At 69.1% G+C, this 20,816-nt stretch carries 21 protein-coding genes and 1 tRNA gene; 13 read left to right on the forward strand and 9 right to left on the reverse strand.

The features are described from left to right. Nucleotides 1–5 precede the first annotated feature (5 nt). Entirely contained in the window at nt 6–1,394 is a 1,389-nt protein-coding gene (nifK, locus tag ACV4UX_RS00095; RefSeq protein ID WP_491591305.1) for a nitrogenase molybdenum-iron protein subunit beta, read from the forward strand. A gap of 313 nt (nt 1,395–1,707) precedes the next feature. Further along, on the forward strand, nt 1,708–2,010 hold the full coding sequence (locus ACV4UX_RS00100) for a (2Fe-2S) ferredoxin domain-containing protein (RefSeq protein ID WP_217270478.1): 303 nt from the start codon (nt 1,708–1,710) through the stop codon (nt 2,008–2,010). 85 nt (nt 2,011–2,095) lie between these two features. Here the strand turns inward: ACV4UX_RS00100 and ACV4UX_RS00105 are convergent, their stop codons facing one another. Beyond that, nucleotides 2,096–3,280, reverse strand: a complete 1,185-nt coding sequence (locus ACV4UX_RS00105) for an ImmA/IrrE family metallo-endopeptidase (protein WP_491591306.1) — start codon at nt 3,278–3,280, stop codon at nt 2,096–2,098. Further along, entirely contained in the window at nt 3,255–3,584 is a 330-nt protein-coding gene (locus ACV4UX_RS00110) for a type II toxin-antitoxin system HigB family toxin (RefSeq protein ID WP_491591307.1), read from the reverse strand. The genes ACV4UX_RS00105 and ACV4UX_RS00110 overlap by 26 nt, the downstream gene beginning before the upstream one ends. A 15-nt stretch (nt 3,585–3,599) precedes the next feature. Here ACV4UX_RS00110 and ACV4UX_RS00115 point away from each other — a divergent pair, with 15 nt between their 5' ends. Beyond that, a complete protein-coding gene (locus ACV4UX_RS00115) occupies nt 3,600–3,746 on the forward strand; it encodes a hypothetical protein (protein WP_491591308.1) in 147 nt (48 codons plus the stop codon). 387 nt (nt 3,747–4,133) lie between these two features. Then, nucleotides 4,134–4,397 carry a hypothetical protein gene (locus ACV4UX_RS00120; RefSeq protein ID WP_491591309.1) on the forward strand — a complete coding sequence of 88 codons (264 nt, stop codon included), beginning with the start codon at nt 4,134–4,136 and terminating at the stop codon, nt 4,395–4,397. Nucleotides 4,398–4,527: 130 nt separating this feature from the next. Here the strand turns inward: ACV4UX_RS00120 and ACV4UX_RS00125 are convergent, their stop codons facing one another. The 6 genes from ACV4UX_RS00125 to ACV4UX_RS00150 all read right to left on the reverse strand — a co-directional run bounded on the left by ACV4UX_RS00125 (nt 4,528) and on the right by ACV4UX_RS00150 (nt 10,792). After that, nucleotides 4,528–6,675: a DegT/DnrJ/EryC1/StrS family aminotransferase gene (locus ACV4UX_RS00125; RefSeq protein WP_491591310.1), complete on the reverse strand. Its 2,148-nt coding sequence runs from the start codon at nt 6,673–6,675 to the stop codon at nt 4,528–4,530. Continuing rightward, nucleotides 6,660–7,238 carry an acyltransferase gene (locus ACV4UX_RS00130; RefSeq protein ID WP_491591364.1) on the reverse strand — a complete coding sequence of 193 codons (579 nt, stop codon included), beginning with the start codon at nt 7,236–7,238 and terminating at the stop codon, nt 6,660–6,662. The genes ACV4UX_RS00125 and ACV4UX_RS00130 overlap by 16 nt, the downstream gene beginning before the upstream one ends. Continuing rightward, nucleotides 7,238–8,245 (reverse strand): NAD-dependent epimerase/dehydratase family protein, encoded by a 1,008-nt coding sequence (locus tag ACV4UX_RS00135; protein WP_491591311.1) that lies wholly within the window; start codon nt 8,243–8,245, stop codon nt 7,238–7,240. Before ACV4UX_RS00135 ends, ACV4UX_RS00130 begins: the two co-directional genes overlap by 1 nt. Nucleotides 8,246–8,258: 13 nt before the next feature. Next, nucleotides 8,259–8,813 (reverse strand): hypothetical protein, encoded by a 555-nt coding sequence (locus ACV4UX_RS00140; RefSeq protein ID WP_491591312.1) that lies wholly within the window; start codon nt 8,811–8,813, stop codon nt 8,259–8,261. After that, nucleotides 8,810–10,351, reverse strand: a complete 1,542-nt coding sequence (locus ACV4UX_RS00145; RefSeq protein WP_491591313.1) for a hypothetical protein — start codon at nt 10,349–10,351, stop codon at nt 8,810–8,812. Before ACV4UX_RS00145 ends, ACV4UX_RS00140 begins: the two co-directional genes overlap by 4 nt. Nucleotides 10,352–10,543: 192 nt before the next feature. Continuing rightward, nucleotides 10,544–10,792, reverse strand: coding sequence for a hypothetical protein (locus tag ACV4UX_RS00150; protein WP_491591314.1), 249 nt, complete (start codon nt 10,790–10,792; stop codon nt 10,544–10,546). 170 nt (nt 10,793–10,962) lie between these two features. On the opposite strand from ACV4UX_RS00150, the gene ACV4UX_RS00155 reads away from it, so the two are divergent. The 8 genes from ACV4UX_RS00155 (at nt 10,963) to ACV4UX_RS00190 (ending at nt 18,631) form a co-directional block, all read left to right on the forward strand. After that, nucleotides 10,963–11,457 (forward strand): peptidylprolyl isomerase, encoded by a 495-nt coding sequence (locus ACV4UX_RS00155; protein WP_491591315.1) that lies wholly within the window; start codon nt 10,963–10,965, stop codon nt 11,455–11,457. A gap of 6 nt (nt 11,458–11,463) precedes the next feature. Then, entirely contained in the window at nt 11,464–11,835 is a 372-nt protein-coding gene (locus ACV4UX_RS00160) for a carboxymuconolactone decarboxylase family protein (protein ID WP_491591316.1), read from the forward strand. Between the two features lie 21 nt (nt 11,836–11,856). Beyond that, entirely contained in the window at nt 11,857–13,374 is a 1,518-nt protein-coding gene (gene cobA, locus ACV4UX_RS00165) for a uroporphyrinogen-III C-methyltransferase (protein WP_491591317.1), read from the forward strand. Between the two features lie 2 nt (nt 13,375–13,376). Next, a complete protein-coding gene (gene purN, locus ACV4UX_RS00170; protein WP_491591318.1) occupies nt 13,377–14,051 on the forward strand; it encodes a phosphoribosylglycinamide formyltransferase in 675 nt (224 codons plus the stop codon). Nucleotides 14,052–14,390: 339 nt separating this feature from the next. Further along, on the forward strand, nt 14,391–14,909 hold the full coding sequence (locus tag ACV4UX_RS00175) for a MarR family winged helix-turn-helix transcriptional regulator (protein ID WP_491591319.1): 519 nt from the start codon (nt 14,391–14,393) through the stop codon (nt 14,907–14,909). A 7-nt stretch (nt 14,910–14,916) separates the two neighbouring features. Further along, nucleotides 14,917–15,987, forward strand: coding sequence for an HlyD family secretion protein (locus tag ACV4UX_RS00180; RefSeq protein WP_491591320.1), 1,071 nt, complete (start codon nt 14,917–14,919; stop codon nt 15,985–15,987). 4 nt (nt 15,988–15,991) lie between these two features. After that, nucleotides 15,992–17,566 carry a DHA2 family efflux MFS transporter permease subunit gene (locus tag ACV4UX_RS00185; protein WP_491591321.1) on the forward strand — a complete coding sequence of 525 codons (1,575 nt, stop codon included), beginning with the start codon at nt 15,992–15,994 and terminating at the stop codon, nt 17,564–17,566. Nucleotides 17,567–17,608: 42 nt separating this feature from the next. Further along, nucleotides 17,609–18,631: an alpha-hydroxy-acid oxidizing protein gene (locus tag ACV4UX_RS00190; RefSeq protein WP_491591322.1), complete on the forward strand. Its 1,023-nt coding sequence runs from the start codon at nt 17,609–17,611 to the stop codon at nt 18,629–18,631. Nucleotides 18,632–18,730: 99 nt separating this feature from the next. Here ACV4UX_RS00190 and ACV4UX_RS00195 read toward each other — a convergent pair whose 3' ends face one another. Then, on the reverse strand, nt 18,731–20,263 hold the full coding sequence (locus ACV4UX_RS00195; RefSeq protein ID WP_491591323.1) for an SDR family oxidoreductase: 1,533 nt from the start codon (nt 20,261–20,263) through the stop codon (nt 18,731–18,733). A 158-nt stretch (nt 20,264–20,421) separates the two neighbouring features. On the opposite strand from ACV4UX_RS00195, the gene ACV4UX_RS00200 reads away from it, so the two are divergent. Next, a tRNA-Pro gene (locus ACV4UX_RS00200) sits at nt 20,422–20,498 on the forward strand. The last annotated feature ends 318 nt before the right edge of the window (nt 20,499–20,816 follow it).

Below are 20,816 nucleotides of genomic sequence, written 5' to 3' on the forward strand. Positions count from 1 at the left end.
GGACAATGGCACTCTTACGGCACACCACCGCAGACATGACCGTCGACCGGCAGGCCCTGACCATCAACCCGGCCAAGACCTGCCAGCCCGTCGGGGCCATGTACGCCGCTCTGGGCATCCACGGCTGCCTGCCGCACTCCCACGGCTCGCAGGGCTGCTGCGCCTACCACCGCTCCGCCCTGACCCGCCACACCAAGGAGCCCATCGCTGCAGCCACCAGCTCCTTCACCGAAGGCTCCTCCGTGTTCGGCGGCCAGGCCAACCTGCTCACGGCCATCCAGAACATCTTCTCGGTCTACGAGCCCGACGTCATCGCCGTGCACACGACCTGCCTCTCCGAGACTATCGGCGACGACATGACCCAGATCGTCGAGAAGGCCCGCGTGGAAGGCAAGGTCCCCGCCGGCAAGCACGTGATCTACTGCAACACCCCCTCCTACGTGGGCTCGCACGTCACGGGCTACTCCAACATGGTCTTCGGCATGGTCAAGAACCTGGCCGAGTCCACCGGGACCAAGAACGGCAAGCTCAACATCATCCCCGGCTTCTGCGAGCCCTCGGACATGGCCGAGATCAAGCGCATCGCCGAAATGATGGGCGTGGCCGCCAACGTCTTCCCCGACACCTCCGGCGTGCTCAACGCCCCCCTCACCGGCAAGTACGAAATGTACCCTGCCGGCGGGGCCAGCGTGGCCGACATCAAGTCCTCCGGCGACGCCGTGGGCACCATCGGCCTTGGCGCCTGGGCCACCGCCCAGCCCGCCAAGTACCTGGACGCCGAACTCAAGGTCCCCTGCGAGATCATCGGCCTGCCCATCGGCCTGGAAGACACCGACGCCTACGTCATGGCCCTGGCCAAGATGAGCGGCAAGCCCGTGCCCGCCTCCATCGACTTCGAGCGCGGCCAGGTGGTGGACGTCATCAGCGACTACCACCAGTACTTCCACGGCAAGCGCGTGGCCCTGGCCGGCGACCCCGACCAGCTCATCGGCCTCACCAAGCTCCTGGTGGAGCTGGACATGATCCCGGCCTACCTGGTCTCCGGAACGCCCGGCAACAAGTTCGAGCGCGCCATTCGCGAGATCGTCAAAGGGACGCCCGCCGAGAACGTCACCAAGGTGAAGTGCCCCGGCGACATGTTCATCCTGCACCAGTGGATCAAGCAGGAGCCCGTGGACCTGCTCATCGGCAACACCTACCTGAAGTACATCGCCCGCGACGAGGATATCCCGCTCATCCGGCACGGATTCCCCATCACGGACCGCATGGGCCACACCCTGTTCCCCACCGTGGGCTACAAGGGAGCGCTGCGCCTCATGGAAAAGATGCTCGACGCCATCCTGACCAAGCGCGACCGCGACGCCAGCGAAGCCGAGTTCGAGCTGGTTTACTAGGAAGAGAGAAGAACGCCTCCGGCGGCCAGAGAGGAAACTTTTTGAAAAAGTTGGACGAGGGCCATCCTGGCCCTCGCCCTTCAGGCGCCGCCAAGGCGGCGTCCGATCCTTCGATCCTGAAGGATCGTCCTCTCTGGACTCTCCTTCAAAAACTTTTAAGGAGCTTCGCGGGCATCACCATCAACCGTGACGCAGCACGACGCGAAGCAACCGAGGGGGTCCGGGGGGAATCATTCCCCCCGGCGGGTGCAGGGCGGAGCCCTGCCGGGGTTTGGGGCGGAGCCCCAACATGAACCACGAAGGAGTTTCAGCGATGGTGAACAAGCCGAAGCATCACATACTGGTCTGCAACAGCTTCCGCGCCAAGGGCGAGCCCAAGGGCGTGTGTTTCAAGCAGGGCGGCAGCCTGCTCCAGTACATGGAGACGGAGATCCTGGACCGCGGCCTGGACGTGCTCATCACGGGTTCGGGCTGCCTGAAGCAGTGCGAGGACGGCCCGGTGATGATCGTCTACCCCGAGGCCTGGTGGTACGGCCACGTGGACTCGGAAGAGAAGGTGGACGAGATCCTGGACGCCCTGGAGAACGGCCAACCCTGCGAGGACCTGCTGCTCTAAAGCGTTCCTGCCTGCCTCGTGTCCGGTGCGGCGGCCGTCCGATCCTGCAGGGGATCGGGCGGCCGTCGCCAGTTTGAGCGCGCGTTCAGGGCGCGAACGATTCCGTGAACACCCGCCTCACCTCCCCCTGCCCGACCTCCCGCGCGAACACCCTGTAGTTCCCTGTTTCCTTGCGCACCCTCCCGGCCACCAGCGCCGGGTGGATGCCCAGCCGCCAGGCCAGCTCCTTCAGGCTCTTCTGGGTGCGGGGCGGGCTTGGCCCCCACTCGGCCGCCGGGATGATCGCCTCCTGGGCGGCCAGGTCGGCGTCGCGTTCGCGGTCGTCGTCCGCCGCTATGTCCAGGTCGTCCACGATCAGCGCTTCCGCGTCGTCCAGGTGCCCCAGCGCGATGTGCGCCAGCTCGTGCAGCAGGGTGAACCAGAAATGGTCGATACGGTCGTGCCGCAGGGTCAGCGCCACCACGGGGATGCCGTCCTTGAGGCGGAACGCGGCTCCGTCCAGGTAGGTCCGGTTGAAGTGGCGCTGCACCACCAGGGCGATGCCCCGCGAGCGGAGCAGTTCCACCGCCTGCCGGGGGCCGTCGTGGTGGATGCTCAGCCGCGCCGTCCGGCGCAGGAAGTCGGCGTCTATGCCCGCGAAGGCCACGGCGGGCCTGGCCTGGTTGGCGGCGGCCCTGGCGCAGAGCAGCCAGGCCTGCACGGCGTACGGGTCGTCCTTGCCGCTGCGGCGCAGGCTGCGGCGAAAGCTCGCGGCCTCGGCCAGGCAGGCGTCGCAATTTGCCAGCGCCAGCACGTGGCGCATGATCTCTTCGGCCTGGGTCTTGGGGTCGAACCCGGGCGCGTGGCCGTGCTTGACCATCTCCTTCACGGGGAATCGAGTGAAGTCGACGGACTCCTCCTCGCTGCCCAGGCTCGCGTATTCCCGGGCCAGGATCTCCACGGGCAGGCCAAGGCCCTTGGAAAGCGCGCGCACCATGGCCAGCGTCAGGGGGCGCTTGCGGTTGAGCACCTCGGAAACCCTGGCCTTGGACCCCATGTAGGGGGCCAGGTCGGCCGGTTTCATGCCGCGCTGGTCCATGACGAAGCGGATGGCCTCGATGGGGTCCGAGGGCGGCAGCACATGGTGCTGGTCCTCGTAATGCTGGACCAGGACAATCCGCACGTCCAGCTCGTCTCCTTCGTCCGTACCGGGCTGCGCCCCCCACAAGGCGTCGATGCGGGAAAGGGCGGCCTGGTAGTCTTCCTCAGTCCTTATGGGACGGGGGAACATACGCCACCTCCGCAGGGTTGATAGTGTCATATTCCTTGTGCGTGCCGAACCAGATCGTGAAGGCCACCCGACGCTGGTAATCCAGCCCGGCCACCAGCCGGTAGTGGTTCCCCTTGATGTTGAAGACCACCCGGTCGTCCCTGATCTGGTCAGCGCTGCCGAAAACCGACTTGAGGTCAGGAAAATGCTTGAATTCCCGCCTCTCAATGATGTCCAGCCAAGCCAAAAGAGCACCAGCGGCCTGGGGGTGCTTCGCGCACCAGAACTTGAGAGTGCCTTTGGCGATTACACGCACGGAATCCATGTAATCATACCGGAAATGATTGTCAATGAATTGTTTCCAAAACAGAAACATTGTAGTGAGGCCGTCAAGGACCTTTCCGGCCACGTGGACTCGGAGGAGAAGGTGGACGAGATCCTGGACGCCCTGGAAAACGGCGAAGCCTGCGAGGACCTGCTGCTCTAAAGCGTTCCTGCCTGCCTCGTGTCCGGTGCGGCGGCCGTTCGATCCTGCAGGGGGTCGGGCGGCCGTCGCCAGTTTGAGGGAAGGGCGATGGCGGCGTTTTCAGGCTGGCCGCCCTTCAAAAGCTCTTGAGGGGCATGAGCACTCCCGGCACGGGCCCCGGCGTCTTTGCTTCGCGACGGAACGTTTTGCGGGAGTCGGTCGGGAAAAGCCATGCGGCGTTATCGCTCGCCAGCCTGATCAGGGCAGGACAGGCCGGCTGGGCGCTCTGCAAATCATTCCTTCTTGCTATGAGATGGCGTCCTGTGCTAGAAAGTTAGCGTAACATCATAACCAGGTCGGAGAGGACGCGTGCCGGTCTCTCTCCAGCCAAACAAAGGGGACTTCTTCATGAGGAAACGGATCGCGACGCTGGGCTGCGCCGCCCTGCTCCTGATGGCCTCCGCAGCATTCGCCGGGCAGGACGACGCCAAATGGATCGCCAAGTGCATCCAGGACAACAAGGACGCCAACGTGCCGGTGGAAGTTATCACCAAGTACTGCACCTGCATGAACAACCTCATGGACGACAACGAAACCCAGTCCATCACGCAGTGGGAGAAGACGCACCCCGCCGAGCGGGCCAAGTGCGACAAGGAGTCCGGCTGGAAGTAGCCCTCGTGAGGCGAGGGATCCGGCCCGTAGCAGCCTGAGCCCTGCGCGACGCGCGCAGGGCGGGGGATTGTCCGGGCCGCCGTTCCGCCACGGGGCGGGCGGCGGCCTTTGTTTTTCGTCCGCCCAGGCCTTAGCCGCGCGCGGCCCACTCCCGGCAGGCCTCCACCACGCGCTCCACGTGGGCCTCGGGGATGCCCGGGTAGCAGGGCAGGCTCGTCACGCGAGCTGCTGCCGCCTCGGCCGTCGGGCATCCGGCGTCCGCGCTCCGGGCGTCCGCCGCCGAGGGGGCAGGGCCCTGCGCCACGGCGTCCGTTCCCGGAGCGGCGGGGGCTAGCGCCTCCGTGTCGGGGGCGACGCGGCCCTGTGCCGCAAGAAACGGGTGCCGGTTCAGGGCCTGGGAGTAGTGCACGCCCGTGTCCACCCCGCGTTCCGAGAGGAAGCGCCTGAACTCCGCGCGTTCGCCCGGGCGCACCACGTAGAGGTGCGGCACGCGCCCCGGCTGGCCGGGCACGGGTTCCAGGGCGGAGAGGGCCTGGTCGTAGCGGGCGGCCACGGCCACGCGCCGGGCGTTGTGCTCGTCCAGGCAGGCCAGGCGTTCGGTGAGCAGCGCGGCCTGCATCTCGTCCAGGCGGGAGTTCATGCCCGGCAGCACGCACACGCCCGAGGCGTCCTGGCCGTAGAAGCGCATGGAGACCAGCCGCTCGGCCACGCCCGGGTCGGCGGTGACCACGGCCCCGCCGTCGCCGTAGGCCCCCAGGTTCTTGGTGGGGTAGAAGCTGAAGGAGGCTGCGTGGCCCCAGGTGCCGCAGTGGCGGCCGAAGGCCTCGGAGCCGGTGGACTGGGCGCAGTCCTCGATCACCGCCAGGCCCAGGCGGTCCGCCTCGGCGCGGATGGCGGGCATGTCGCAGAGGTTGCCGTAGAGGTGCACGGGGACGACGGCCTTGGCTCCCAGGGCCGCCGCACGGGCCACGGCCGAGGCGGGCATGAGGAGCGTGGCGGGGTCCACGTCCACGAAGAGGGGCACGCACCCGGCGCGCAGCACGGCCACGGCGGTGGGCGGGGCGGTGAGGGCGGGCACGGCCACCAGGCTGCCGGGCTCCACGCCCAGCGCCCAGAGGGCCAGGGTGATGGAATCCGTGCCGTTGGCCACGCCCACGGCGTGGGGGACGCCCACGTAGCGGGCGAAGGCGCGCTCGAAGCGTTCCACCTCCGGCCCCAGGATGATCCGGCGGGAGGCCAGCGCCCGGTGGGCGGCCTCGCGCAGGCCGTGGCGCGCCGGGGCCGAGACGCGCTCCAGGCTGAAGAAATCCACGCGCCCGTCGCGGTCCGCTGGGGCCAGGTCCTGCCCAACGGTCTTGTCCACGATGAAGAGCGGGCGGCGTCTGGTCTGCTCCAGGTTGATCCACAGGTACCCGCCAAGCACGCCGAAGCCCAGGAGCACCGTGGCCAGGATCACCGTCTGCATGAGCATCAGGGCCGACCAGCCCGGCACGGTGATCCAGCCGAACAGGTTGGCCAGCAGGACGTAGAAGGCCATGAGCACGCCCGCCGCGCCCACCACCAGCCCCGTGCCCGCGAAGAGCTTCATGGGCAGGGAGCTGAAGGCCACCAGGGAGTGGAAGGCGTAGGCCAGCTTGCGCCCCATGGACCACATGCTGCGCCCGTGCTTGCGCGCGGCGCGCTCGTAGGGGATGACGCTGCGCTCGAACCCGGCCCAGAGGATCAGCCCCACAAGGCTGGTCTTCTTCTCGGAGGACTCCAGGATCACGCGGACCACGCGGCGGTCGATGAGGCAGAAGTCGAAGCCGCCGGGGGGCATGTCGGGCATGGCGAAGCGGCGGAAGGACCACCAGAACGCCCGGGAAAAGAGGCGCGAGGCCAGGGGGTCGTCGCGGTCCTTGCGGGAGCAGAGCACCACGGGGATGCCCGAGCGCCAGCGCCGGACCATCTCCGGGATCAGCTCCGGGGGGTCCTGGAGGTCGGCGGAGAGGATCACCACGGCGTCGTGGGCGGCCACCTGGGCCATGCCCGCGGCGATGGCCGTGAAGGAACCGTGGTTGCGCGAGAGCAGGACCACGCGCACGCGGGGGTCGCGGGCGGCGAGGCTTTCCAGCACGGTCTGGCTGTCGTCGGGGGAGCGGTCGTTGACGAACTGGATCGTCAACTCCACGTCCAGGCCGCGCGTGGCGGCATCGATGCGCTCGTAGAGTTCGGGGAGGCTGGCCTCGTTGCCGTAGACCGGCACCACGACGGCCAGACGTTTCAGGATGCTTCGCATGCGGGGCAGTCCATGTCCGGGGAGGGGGCCAGGCCCTGCCAGCCGCCGGGGCATCGTAGGAGTTCGCCTTCGCGCGTCAGCGGGCGCCCGCAGACGCAGGCCAGCCCGCGCTGCCTGGCGGGATTGCCGGTGACCAGCGCGAAAGGGGGCACATCGCGCGTGACCACAGCGCCCGCGCCCACCAGGGCGTATTCGCCGAGGGTGATGCCGGGCAGGATCACGGCCCCGGCGCCCAGGGAGGCCCCGCGCCCGATGATGGTGTGCAGCGGCGGCTTGTAGCGCTTGCTGCGCGGGTTCTTGTCGTTGGTGAAGCACACGCCCGGGCCGATGAACACGTCGTCGCCAACGCGCAGGCCGTCCCAGAGGGCCACGTGGCATTTCACGGTCACGCGGTCGCCCAGCACCACGTCGTTTTCCACGAAAACGAAGTCGCAGATGTTGGCGTCGCGCCCGATCACCGCGCCGGGCAGAACGTGGGCGAAGGCCCACACGCGCGAGCCCGGGCCCACGCGCTGGCTCTCGCAGAGGCCCCGGGGGTGCACGAAGCAGCCGGGCGCGTCCATCACCAGTACCTCGCCTTGTGCAGGCGGTAGTAGTCCAGGGTGCGGCGCACGCCCTCCTCCATGTCCACGCGGGGCTGCCAGCCCGTGAGGGTGCGGATCTTGGTGATGTCGGAATAGAAGTCGCCGGGCTCCTGGGCCTTGCGCTCGGCCGAGAAGGGAGTGAAGCGCCAGCTCGCCCCCGGCTCCACCCGGGCGATGGTCTCGGCCAGTTCTCGGAAGTGGGAGGGGCGGTCGTGCCCGATGTTGTAGACCCCGCCCACGGCCTCGGGATGCACGGCCAGGGCCAGCAGGGCGTCCACGCAGTCGTCCACGTAGAGGAAGTCGCGCTTGATGAGTCCGTCGCCGAACACGGAGATGGGTTCCTTCTCCAGGGCCAGACGCATGAACCAGTTGGCCACGCAGAACCTGTTGTGGCGCATCTGGGCGCGCGGGCCGTAGATGTTGGTGAGCCGCGTGAGCACGCAGGGGATGGAGTGGGCGCTCAGGTAGGACTGGATGATGTGCTCCGCCGCCAGGAGCGAGATCTCGTAGATGCCCTTGGGCCTGGGCACCACGTCCTCGCCCGCCGGGAGCGTGAGCACCGGGCCGTACTGGCCTCGCGAGCCCAGCTTCACCACCTTGGCCCGGGGGTTGACCTTGCGCAGGGCCTCCATGACCACCACCGTGCCCCGGATGTTGATGTCCACGTCTGGGTAGGGGTCCGAGAGGCTTTTCAGGTGGCAGACCTGGCCCGCCGAGTGGAACACGTAGTCCTGGTCGCGCACGAGCCATTCCATGGCCGAGGCGTCGCGGATGTCGCAGAAGTTGACCTGGATGGCGTCCCTGGCGGGTTCGATGTTGAAGAGGTTGCCGCCGTATTCGTCGATCATGGCGTCCACGGCCATGACCTTCGCCCCGGCCCCGGCCAGGCGCAGGGCCAGGCTGGAGCCCAGGAAGCCCAGGCCGCCCAGGATGAGCGCCCGCTTGCCCGCGAAGGCGGGAAGGATGTCCTTGTCGATGTCGGTCATAGGGGGCGGGTCCTCAGAAAAAGATGAGTGCGTCCTTGTGCCAGAGCTGCGCGCCGCCCTCCAGGACGATTTCCAGGTCCACGGGGGTGCCCGGCCTGCTCCAGCCCTGGTCCGCGCAGCCGGCGCAGAGTTCGTGGATGGCCCCCACGGGGGTCCACCCGGGGGCCGGGCCGCGCCGGTCGTAAAGGATTTTTCTATCCTTGCCGATCACCTGTGAAATGACAAGCCGGTCTCCGGGTCCGGAGAAGCGCGGGTAGAAGAGAAAACGGGAAGCCGAGAGTCTGGCGCTCACCAGGAGGCGGCCGGGCAGTGGGCCGGAACGCTCGAACACGCGCCAATCCCGGACGTCGGAGGGCGCGTCGCGCAGGCCGGACTGGCCCAGCGTCTCCTGCTCCACGTTGCTGCACGCCAGCAGCCTGTCCTGGCCGGAGTGCTCCACGGGCAACTCGCGGGCGAAAAGGCACCACGCGTCGTGCGTGAAGCCGCCCCCGTACCAGGCCGTGCCCGCCCAGACGGCGGCGGCCATGGCCAGCGCGTAGACCACGCGTCCGGTCAGGCGGCCGGTCATCCGCCGCTCCCGGCCGGGGTCGCCTGGACCGGCGACCTCAGGAAGAGCGTGCCCACGCTCGTCTCCTTGAGCACCTTGAAGTCGGGCGAGGCCAGGGCCTTCTCGCGGGTCTTCCCGGAGAGCAGGGCGAAGCGCGAGCGCACGGGCAAGCCCCCTCCCGGCAGCGACTGGATGCCGTAGCGCGGCGGCACGGCCAGCCACGCCGTGGCTCCGTCCGGGCCCTCGAGGCGCACGGCCAGGGTCTCGTCCCAGGGGTTGCCGTTCTTCCAGTCCTTCAGGTGCTCCGAAAGCTCCTCGCGCAGGATGTCCACGCGCTGTCGCTCCTCGGCGTTCAGGTAGCCCGGGTGGTGCTGGTACTGGTGGTAGCCCAGGGCCGAAGGCAGGAGCAGCGCCCCGTAGAGCACCAGGGGGTGCAGGGCCGGGGAGGGCAGGAAGCGCCGCGCCAGGGGCAGGCAGAAGAGGTAGTGGGCGCTCAGGAGCCGGACCATGTTCATGCCGTTGCCCACCCAGGCCACGGCGTTCACGGCGAAGAGCCCCAGCAGGCATGCGGACACGGCCAGCAGGGCCTCCCGGTGCAGGGAGGGGATGCGCAGGGCGCGGCCGGTGCGTTTCCATCCGGCCAGCCACAGGCCCAGGCACGCTCCCAGGGCCAGGGCAAGATCAAGGGAGAGGAGGGCGCTGGCCCGGACGTTGCCGCCCACGTCGGCCAGTTGGGAAAGGTTGCCCGCAGCGCGCCCCCAGAGGCCTGCCAGGCTCCCGCCGGACGCGCCCGGGCCGCCCAGGAACACCTGGGCCTCGGGCGAGCCGTACCAGGCGGGCACGAAGAGATGGAACGCCCACACCACGGCCAGGCCCGCCGCCCCGCCCGCCAGCACGGCAAGGAGCAGCCGCCGGGGCCGCTCGCCCAGCACGGTGTAGGCGTAGGGGACCAGGCACACGGCCCAGGTGTAGCGCACGAAGCACAGGGCCAGAAGCAGCGCGCCGGTCCAGAGGGCGGCGGCGCGGTCCGGTTTTCCGGCGGCGTTGGCCTCCATGAGCCGGATGAAGCCCCAGGCCAGGGGCAGGGCCCCGGCCATGTGCAGCCCGTCCTGGAAGGAGGAGGGCGCGAAGAGCAACACCGGGGGATAGAGGGCCACGCCCAGGGCCAGCAGGAGGCACGCGCCCGGTTCGGCGCGCTCCTTCCAGAGCAGAAAGCCCAGGCCCAGGGTGATGAGGCCCAGGTTGACCACGGGGATCAGGGCGAAGCCCAACTCCGGCAGGAGGCGGTAGAAGGATCCGTACAGCACGGCCACAGCCACGCCGTGGGGGCCGAACCCTTTGATGACCGAGGTCGTGTCGTTGACCCCGTAGTTCCCGCCGGAAAAGCCCGCCGCAGCGAAAGAGGCCATCTCCCGCCAGTAGGGGAACTGGTCGATGTCGAAGTGGGGCATGAAATCCGTGAGGGACGCCCCGAAGCTCGCGCGCGCGACGCCGCAGGCCAGGGCCGCCGGGAGGACGGCCAGCAGAAGCGGCGCGAGCGACCTGGCGATGTGGTGCATCCTGGCTCCGTGAGGCGCGGGTGGGCTGGCGTTTCGCGCGGACGAACCGCGCGGGGACGCACGGCTTATGCCAGAGCGGCCCCGCGAAGTCCAGAAAGCGGCCCCGGCCGGGGGAAAGGGGGGATGAGGCCGGGGAGGGAGGAGCGGGCGGGGGGCGGCCCGGCCAAAGGGGCGGCCGGGCCGGGCGGGGGGCTATTCCTCGGTTTCGCCGATGGTGCGCACGTTCACCAGCTTGTCCCAGGCGTAGTAGGTGTTGATGGCTTCCTTGCCGTTCTTCTCGGTGATGCGCAGGAATTCCTCGCCGAGGAAGAGCACGGCCTGCGCGTAGACCTTGCCCTCGTTGATCTGGATGGCCAGGCCCTTGCGCAGCTTGCGCGAGAGGGTGCCGTGCACGGGCATGGAGGCGTATTCGAAAATCTTTTCCCAGGTGGCCTTGTTCATGGTGTTCTCCTTGTTTCGAAACGTTGGGCAACAGCTACCATGTCTCGGGGAAAAATGCAGCAATATACAAAAATGTTAACAGGGTCGTGCAGTCCGGGCCGGGGATGGACTCCAGGGCCGATGTGCGCTAGATGGCCCGGACACAGAACACCCGCAAGGAGCGCACGCATATGGTCCTGATGGAAACCTCCATGGGTCTGATCACCATCGAACTCTACCCGGACAAGGCCCCGGTCACCGTGGCCAATTTCCTGAAATACGTGGACGACGGCTTCTACGAGGGCACCATCTTCCACCGCGTCATCGACAACTTCATGATCCAGGGCGGCGGCATGAACGTGACCATGAAGGAAAAGCCCACCAACGCCCCCATCGTCAACGAGGCGGACAACGGGCTGGAAAACCTCACCGGCACCCTGGCCATGGCCCGCACCATGGACCCCCACAGCGCCACCGCGCAGTTCTTCATCAACGTGGGCGACAACCACTTCCTCAACCATAAGGGCAAGACCCCCGAAGGCTGGGGCTACTGCGTCTTCGGCAAGGTGGTGGACGGCATGGACGTGGTGAACAAGATCAAGAAGGTGCGCACCCGCAGGGCCGGCTTCCACGACGACGTGCCCGTGGACCCCGTGACCATCAACTCCTGCCTGCGCGAGGAGTAAGGCCCCGTGGCCGAGGATCGCATCGAGGCGGGCCGGGGCGTCCTGGCCTCCCTCGACCCCGGCAACGAGGCCATGCTCCGCCAGGCCTTCGACCGGGTCGCCCCGGGCATGACCGAATTGATCCTCGGCTTCTTCGGCGACGTGTACGCTAGGCCCGGGCTGCCCCTGCGCGAGCGCATGCTCGTCACCCTGGCGGCCCTGGCCGCGCTGGGCCACGCCCAGCCACAGATCGCGGCCCATGTGAAGAACGCCCTGAACGTCGGCCTCACCCGCGAGGAGATCGCCGAAGTGTTCATGCAGGTGTCCGGCTACGCCGGCTTCCCGGCCGCGCTCAACGCCCTGGCCACCGCCAGGGCGGTCTTCGAACAAGACTCCTAACCGACCCAAGGCCAATCCGACATGCCCAACGTCTACCTCATCGGCGCGGGACCCGGCGATCCGGGCCTTCTCACCCTCAAGGCCAAGCGCGTCCTGGAGACCTGCGACGTGCTGGTCTACGACTACCTGGCCAACAAGGCCTTCCTGGACTACTGCCGCCCCGGCGCGGAGATCATCTACGTGGGCAAGAAGGGCGGGGACCACACCCTGCCCCAGGGCGACATCAACAAGCTTCTGGTTGCCAAGGCCCGCGAGGGCAAGGTGGTGGCGCGCCTCAAGGGCGGCGACCCCTACGTCTTCGGGCGCGGCGCGGAAGAGGCCGAAGAGTTGCTGGCCGACGGGCTCACCTTCGAGGTGATCCCCGGCGTCACCAGCGCCGTGGCCGCCCCGGCCTACGCGGGCATTCCCATCACGCACCGCAAGTTCGCCTCGTCCGTGAGCTTCATCACCGGCCACGAGGACCCCACCAAGGACGAGTCCGCCCACAACTGGCCCGCCCTGGCCCAGGCGGCCTCCACCCTGGTGTTCTTCATGGGCGTGAAGAACCTGGCCGACATCTCGCGCCGCCTCATCGAGGGCGGGCGCGACCCCAAGACCCCCGCCGCCCTGGTGCGCTGGGGCACCACCTGCCGCCACCGCTCCATGGTCTCCACCCTGGAGGACATCCCGGCCGAGGCCAGGCGTCTGGGCTTCAAGGCCCCGTCGCTCCTGGTGGTGGGCGAGGTGGTCTCGCTGCACGACACCCTCAACTGGTACGAGAAGCGCCCGCTTTTGGGCAAGGGCGTGGTGGTCACCCGCTCGCGCGAGCAGGCCAGCGACCTGGTGCGCCTGCTCACCGACCTGGGGGCCTGCGCCTGGGAGTTCCCCACCATTGAGGTGGCCCCCCTGGCCGACACCGCCCCCGTGCGCGAGGCCCTGGGACGCCTGAACTGCTACGACTGGCTTGTGTTCACCTCCGTGAACGGCGTGAAGTGCTTCTTCACCGAGATGGACGCCATGGCCCTGGACGCGCGCGCCCTGGGCGGGCTCAAGGTGGCGGCCATCGGCCCGGCCACGGCCCAGGCCCTGGCCGAGCGCGGCATCCGCGCGGACTTCGTGCCCGAGAAGTACGTGGCCGAGTCCGTGGTGGAGGGGCTTCTGGCCCTGCAGGTCGGCGGCAAGCGCGTGCTCATCCCCCGCGCGGCCCAGGCCCGCGAGGTGCTCCCCGAGGAACTGGCCCGCGCCGGGGCGCTCGTGGAGGTGCTGCCCGTCTACGAGACGAAGCTCGCCCGGCAGGACCCCGACGAAGTGCTCGCCGCCATCGAGGAGGGGGAGATCCACTTCCTCACCTTCACCAGCTCCTCCACGGTGGACAACTTCTTCCAGGTGGTCCCGGCCGCCCGCGTGGCCGCCCTGCGCGACAGGCTCACCATCGCCTGCATCGGCCCCGTCACGGCGGCCACCCTGAAAAAGCACGGCTTCGAGCCCGACGTGCAGCCCGAGAACTACACCATCCCGGCCCTGGCCCAGAGCCTGGTGCGGGCCGCCATGGCAGACTGAACGTGGCCCTGCCCGTCGCCGTCCTGGTTTCCGGCTCCGGGTCCAACCTCCAGGCGCTCATCGACCGCATCGAGGAGGGCGTCCTGGACGCGGAGATCCGCCTCGTGGCCTCCAACAAGCCCGAGGCCTTCGGCCTGGAGCGCGCCAGACGCAGCGGCATCCCGGCGCTGGCTCTGCCCCACAAGGATTTTACGGACCGCGAGGCCTTCGACCAGGCCCTGGTCCGGGCCATCCGGGAGTCAGGAGCCCAGGCCGTGGTGCTGGCCGGGTTCATGCGCCTGCTCACCCCGGTGTTCCTCCAGGCCTTCCCCGGGCGCGTGCTGAACATCCACCCCGCGCTCCTGCCCGCCTTCCCCGGAGCACACGGCCAGCGCGACGCAGCGCACCACGGCGTGAAGCTCGCCGGGTGCACCGTGCACTTCGTGGACGAACTCATGGACCACGGCCCCGTGATCGCCCAGGCCGCCGTGCCCGCATGGACCGACGACACCCCCGAGACCCTGGGCGGACGCATCCTGGCCCTGGAGCACCGCCTGCTGCCCCAGGCCGTGCAGTGGCTCGCACAGGACCGCCTGCGCCTGGACGGCCGCAAGGTGCGCCTGCTTCCCGGCCGCGCCCCCCTGGCCGCCCCCCCGGCCGACGCCCTGGTGAACCCCCCGCTGGAAGCCGGATTCTGACGCATCACGGCCCCGTCGGCGGGCAGGGCGTCGCTCCCTGGCGGCGCGCCCCCGCCAAAGCCGTTCCATGCCGCCCCGCGATGCTCTCCGAGGGTGCAACTGCCCGCTGAGAATGTCGCTTCTGCAGCCTGTGCGAGACACTCGCCAGCCAGGCCCGGGCGGATGCCAGGCACTGGGCGCCGTTCCCCTCCGCGAGGGGTCGGCTGTTTGCCAGCAACCAGGCCAGGCAGGATTTCTCACCGGGCTGGTAACCGTTTGCCCCCGGGGGGCGTCTTATAGACAGTTCGCTTTCCAAACATTAGCGTTCTAATTATTAGATGCCGTCGCAAGGGGGCTCCCATGATCCTCAAGGAAATGCCCAGCTACCAGTCCCTGCTGGACAGAGCCCAGCGCTATCCCACCATGGACGTGCTGGTCTGCGAAGCCTATCTCCACGTGCTGCGCACGGGCACCATCCTGCATCACTGCGTGGAGCGCGGCCTGGCCAAACGCGGCCTCTCCTTCGGCCGGTTCATGATCCTCAACCTGCTCAGCCGCGAGCCGGACCCCGTCCCGGTGTGCAAGCTGGCCGAGATGGTCGGGGTGACAACGCCCACCGTGTCGGCCGTGCTCTCGGGCATGGTGCGCGACCTGCTGGTGGAGCGCCTGGAAGACCCCCAGGACCGCCGCGTGGTGCGCATCGCGCTGCTGCCCGCCGGACAGAAGATCCTCGACGACGTGCTCCCGGACCTCTTCCGCTACCAGGCCGAGGTGATGTCGGGCCTCAGCGGCGATGAGTTCAAGACCCTGATCGCGCTGCTCTCCAAGGTCCGCCTGGACGCCGGAGGCTTCTCCGCAGGCAGCGCCGCCAGACCATGAGGTGACGATGTCTTCTTCCGATACGCCCACCGTGAGTGTTCCGGCGGGCAAGGCCGCGCCGGGCGGCAAGGCTGGCAGGCTCGCCGTCCTGGCCGTGGCGCTGGCCGCCCTGGCCGCGCTCGGCTGGTGGTGGTGGCAGGAATCGCACTTCGAGACCACCGACGACGCCTTCATCACCGGGCATGTGGCCAACGTGGCCCCCCAGGTGCCCGGGCGCGTGCTGGAGGTGCTCGCGGACGACAACCGCCGCGTGCAGGCGGGCGACGTGCTCCTGCGCCTGGACCCGGCCATCTTCCAGGCAGAACTGGGCCAGGCCAGCGCCAACCACGAAGAGGCCCGGGAGCGCCTGCGCGAGAGCCAGAGCCAGCACCGCGCCGCCCTTGCCGCCCTGGAACAGGCCCAGGCAGATGCCGCCTCCGCAGAGGCCCAGGCCGCCAACGCCTCCACCGACCTCTCCCGCTACAGCCAACTGGTGCGCACGGGCGCCGTCTCCCAGCAGGCCCAGGACAACGCCCAGACCCTGGCCCGCACCACGGCCTCGGCCCTGCTGGGGGCGCGCAAGCGCGTGGCCGCCGCCGAGGCCCAGGCGGACCTTGCCGCCGCCCAGATCAACACCGCCCGGGCCGCCGTGGAGCGCTACCGCGCCGCCATGGAGAAGGAAACCCTGCATGTGGCCTACACCGAGGTGCGCGCCGGCCTGTCGGGGCGGGTCACGCGAAAGTCCGTGGAACCCGGCGACTATGTGCAGGCGGGCCAGGCCGTGCTCGCCCTGGTGGGCGACGACGTGTGGGTGGTGGCCAACTTCAAGGAGACCCAGATCCAGGGCATGCGCCCCGGCATGCCCGTGAGCTTCACCGTGGACGCCTATCCCGGAAGGATGTTCACCGGGAAGATCGACAGCCTCCAGGCGGGCACGGGTTCGGCCTTCAGCCTGCTGCCGCCCCAGAACGCCTCGGGCAATTTCGTGAAGGTGGTGCAGCGCGTGCCCGTAAAGATCGTTCCCGACGCCCTGCCCGACGGGAAGGACCTCCACCTGGCCCCGGGCATGTCCGTGATGCCCCGGGTGCGGGTGCGCTAGGGCCATGCCCGCCCAGCACCACGCCCCCTGGCGGCCCCGGGCCAGCCTGTGGGTGATCGCGCCCTCGGTGATGCTGCCCACCATCATGGAGGTGCTCGACACCACCATGGCCAACGTGGCCCTGCCCCAGATGGCGGGCAACCTCTCGGCCAGCCACGAGGAGGCCACCTGGGTGCTCACCAGCTACCTGGTGGCCAACGCCATCGTGCTGCCGCTGACGGGATGGTTCTCCGTGCGTTTCGGGCGCAGACGCTTCCTGCTGGCCTGCGTGGCCCTGTTCACCCTGGCCTCGGCCTGGTGCGCGGCGGTGGGCTCCATGCCCATGCTCATCCTGGCGCGCGTGGTCCAGGGCGCGGCGGGGGGCGCGCTCCAGCCCCTGTCCCAGGCCATCCTCATGGAGAGCGCCCCGCCCGAGAAGCGCGGCACGGCCATGGCCATCTTCGGCATGGGCGTGGTGGTGGCCCCCATCGTGGGCCCCACCCTGGGCGGCTGGCTCACGGACCACTATTCCTGGCGCTGGATGTTCACCATCAACATCCCCGTGGGCGTGGCCGCCTTCCTCATGTGCCGGACCTTCATCGAGGACCCGCCCTACCTGGAGGCCCAGCGCCGCAAGGCGGGCGGCGTGGACGTGACCGGCTTCGCCATCATGGCCCTGTGGCTGGCCACCCTCCAGGTCGTGCTGGACAAGGGCCAGCAGGAGAACTGGTTCGAGACGGGCTGGATCCTCTGGTTCTCCGTGATCTCCTTCCTCTCCATGGTCGCCTTCATCGTCTGGGAACTCCGGGCCGAGCACCCCATCGTGGACCTGCGCGTGTTCAAGGACGCCAACTTCGCCATCGGCACGGGCATGATGACCCTCCTGGGCGTGGTGCTCTACGCCACCATAACGCTCCAGCCCCTCTACCTGCAGACGCTCATGGGCTACACGTCACTGGACAGCGGCCTGGCCCTCAGCCCCCGGGGCATCGGGGCCATCGTCTCCATGGTGCTGGTGAGCAGGCTCATCAACCGCGTGGACGCGCGCAAGCTCATCGCCGGGGGGTTCTTCATCCTGGGGCTCACGTCGCTCTATTTCTCCACCGTCAACCTGCAGATCAGCCCGGGGCACATCGCCTGGCCCAACGTGGTCATGGGGCTCTCCATGGGCTTCATCTTCGTGCCCCTGACCATGCTTTCCATGGCCTCCATGCCCCAGCACCGCATGGGCACGGCCTCGGGTCTTTTCAACCTGATGCGCAACATCGGGGGCGGGGTGGGCATTTCGGTGGTCACCACCATGGTGGCGCGGGGCTCCCAGAGCCACCAGACCCTCCTGGCCGGGCACATGACCCCCGCCAACCCGCGCTTCAACGAGTTCTTCCAGGGCCTCACGGCCTATTTCTCCCAGGGTTTCGACCCCGTGGCCGCCAAGCAGAAGGCCCTTGCGGTGCTGGAGCAGCTGCTCTTGCAGCAGTCGGCCCTCCTGGCCTATCTGGACAGCTTCCGGCTCCTGGGCATGGTGAGCCTCGTGTGCGTGGCGGGGGCGCTTTTCATGCGCCGCCGGGCCGCGCGCGGCGGCGTTGCGGCCATGCACTGAGGCCGGACAAACCAACAAACCAAGCACATCTGGAGGCTTATCATGGACATGGCCCAACTGCGCAAGAACGCCCGCGAGGCGATGAAGGGCTATTGCAGGGTCTGCCCCGTCTGCGACGGACGCGCCTGCGCCGGGGAAGTGCCCGGCATGGGCGGGGCCGGAACCGGGCGCGCCTTCGGGGCCAACCTGGAGGCCCTGGCCGCCTGGCGGCTCAACCTGCGCACCATCCACGCCGTAAAGGAGGCCGACACCTCCGTGGAACTCTTCGGCAAGACGCTCTCCATGCCCGTGCTGGCCGCGCCCATGACCGGCGTGGTCTACAACATGGGCGGCAAGATCGCCGAGGACGTCTTCTCGGAGATGATCATCGCGGGCGCCCTGGCCGCCGGGACCGTGGGCTGCTGCGGCGACGGCGCCGACCCGGCCATGTACGAGGGCGGCGTGCGCTCCATCGCGGCCCACGCCGGACAGGGCGTGCCCTTCATCAAACCGCGCGCCCAGGAGGCCGTGCTGGCCCTGGTGCGCCGCGCCGAGGAGGCCGGAGCCCTGGCGGCGGGCATGGACGTGGACGGCGCGGGCCTCATCACCATGGCCCTCAAGGGCCAGCCCGTGAGCCCCAAGACCTTCGTGGAAATCAAGGAGATCACCGCCTCCACGCGCCTGCCCTTCGTGATCAAGGGCGTGATGACCCCCGACGAGGCCCAACTGGCCGTGGGCGCGGGCGCTGCGGCCATCGTGGTCTCCAACCACGGCGGGCGCGTGCTGGACCACACCCCGGGCGCGGCCGAGGTGCTCCCCGAGATCGCCGCGCGCGTGAAGGGCCGCGTGACCATCCTGGCCGACGGCGGCGTGCGCTCGGGCGCGGACGTGCTGAAGCTGCTGGCCCTGGGGGCAGACGCCGTGCTGGTGGGCAGGCCCCTGGCCGTTGCCGCCTTCGGCGGCGGGGCCGAGGGCGTGGCCGCGTGGCTGGGCAAGGTGCGCTCGGAGCTTCTCTCGGCCATGCTCCTCACGGGCACGGCCAGCGCCCGGGAGGTTTCGGCGGACATCCTCTCCAAGGCTCCGTAGGGACCGGGGACAGATGGCGGCCGGGCTGCCCGGCCGCCCGCACGTTCTCGAAACGCCACATCGAGCGAGGGCCGACGCGCGAGCGTCGGCCCTTTGCGTTCAGCGACGCAGGGAGCAGCCCCGGCCGCGCTCAGGCGGGGCCAGGGACGGCCCCTCCAGCACGCGCGCCCCGGCGGCCCGGGCCAGACCCCGGAGCAGCCCGCGGAAGAGCGCAAGGTGCGGCAGCCACAGCGTCCACCAGTAGATCTGCCCGACCAGGCCCCTGGGCTGGAAGCGAGCGCGCAGCGCAAGTTCCGTGCGGCCCTGGGCGCGCGGGGCCAGCGTGATCTCCAGGGCCGCCTCGCCCGGGGACTTCATGGCCGCCAGGAGCACCAGCCGGGCCGGAGGGTCGCAGGCGTGCACGCGCCAGCAGTCCAGGCAGTCTCCCGCGAAGAGGCGCTCCGGGTCGCGCCTGCCGGGGGCCAGGCCCACGCCGCCCAGGAGACGGTCCACCAGGCCCCTGAGCTTCCAGAGCACGTCCGCGAAGTACCAGCCGCGCTCCCCGCCGATGGACTCCACGGCGGGCCACACGCGCTCCGGCGGAGCGTCCAGAAGCGCACGGAAGGCCATCTCCAGCACCTCGCCCCCCGCGTAGGGCGCGTCGCCACACACCAGCCACTCCGGGGCGCGCACCTGCCCCGCGTCGCTCCAGCAGGTGGGCACGAGGCGGTCCTTGAGCTCGCGGCGCGCGGCCTTGAAGGTCTCGCGGCAGCTCTGGAGGTCCAGGGGGATGATCCGGCGGATGCGGTCGTCACGGCAGACCACCTCGTTGCGCAGGCCCTCGATGAGCGGGCGGGCCACCGAGGCGGGCACGGGGGTGACGAAGCGCACCCAGTGGGCCGAGAGCCCGGGCGTGAGCAGCGGCACGGGCACGATGATCCGCCGGGACAGTCCGGCCACCTGTGCGTAGAGTTGGAAGAGGTCCTCGTAGGTGAGCACGTCCGGGCCGCCGATGTCGTAGGTCTGTCCGGCGGTTTCTGGGTGGTCCAGGCAGGCGGCCAGGTAGTCGAGCACGTCGCGCACGGAGATGGGCTGGCAGCGCGTGTGCACCCAGCGGGGAGTGATCATCACGGGCAGGCGCTCCACCAGGGAGCGCAGGATCTCGTAGGAGGCGCTGCCCGCGCCCAGGATGGCGGCGGCGCGCAGGTGGGTGACGGGCACGCCCGCCCGGGCCAGGTTGTGGGCCGTGCGGTGCCGGGAGCGCAGATGGTGGCTCAGTTCGGCGTTGTCGTCGCCCAGACCGCCCAGGTAGACGATGCGCTCCACGCCCGCCCGTGCGCAGGCCTCGCCGAAGTTGAGGGCGGAGCGCTCGTCGGCCTGGGCGAAATCCTTCCCTGCGGAGCCCATGGAGTGGACGAGGTAGTAGGCCGCGCGGCAGCCCTGGAGAGCCTTTTCCAGGGATGCGGGGTCGAGCATGTCGGCCTGGACGGGTTCGCAGCGCGGATGGGCGGCCCAGGGGCGGCAGGCGAGCTTGTCCAGGGAGCGTGCGGCCGGGCGCACGCGGCGTCCGCGCTCCAGGAGCAGGGGGACCAGGCGGCCGCCCACGTAGCCCGTGGCGCCGGTGACCAGGACGGGATCGTCGGGATGGAGCATGCGGAACCTCGCGAGACGGATTCCCGGGGCCGATGCCCGGTCCTGGTCAACATAACCCGGAAAAGGGTCTCGCGCCAGCCCGGACAAGAAAAACGTGCTTCCTAGCGATTCTTCGTTGACAGCGGGCCGCCGCAAGGCTAATCACTCCTTCTTCGCGTCGGGATGTAGCGCAGTCTGGGAGCGCACCTGAATGGGGTTCAGGGGGTCGGAGGTTCAAATCCTCTCATCCCGACCACAAATTTCCCCAAGAAATGAGCCGATTAGCACAAAAGCTGATCGGCTTGTTTTTTTGAAAGTCGGCCAGGGTACAAAACGGGGTACAAAAAGTGAGCCCGTTGGAAAAGGCTTGGCCCTGTCCCTCTTGTGGATCTAGGCTTTTTCAACGCTCCTCCCTGCACATGCCTTGATCCGGAACTCCATCGCTTGCCGGGCCTCTTCCGGCGTGGGCTCCACGGCGGCATCCTGGGGGGCGGCTTTCACCTCCTCGGAGGCCCAGGCCGCTCGCTTCTAGGCCAGCACATGGAACTTCGCCGTCAAACGGCTCACTGTCTTC

This window comes from Fundidesulfovibrio sp. (assembly GCF_058402725.1).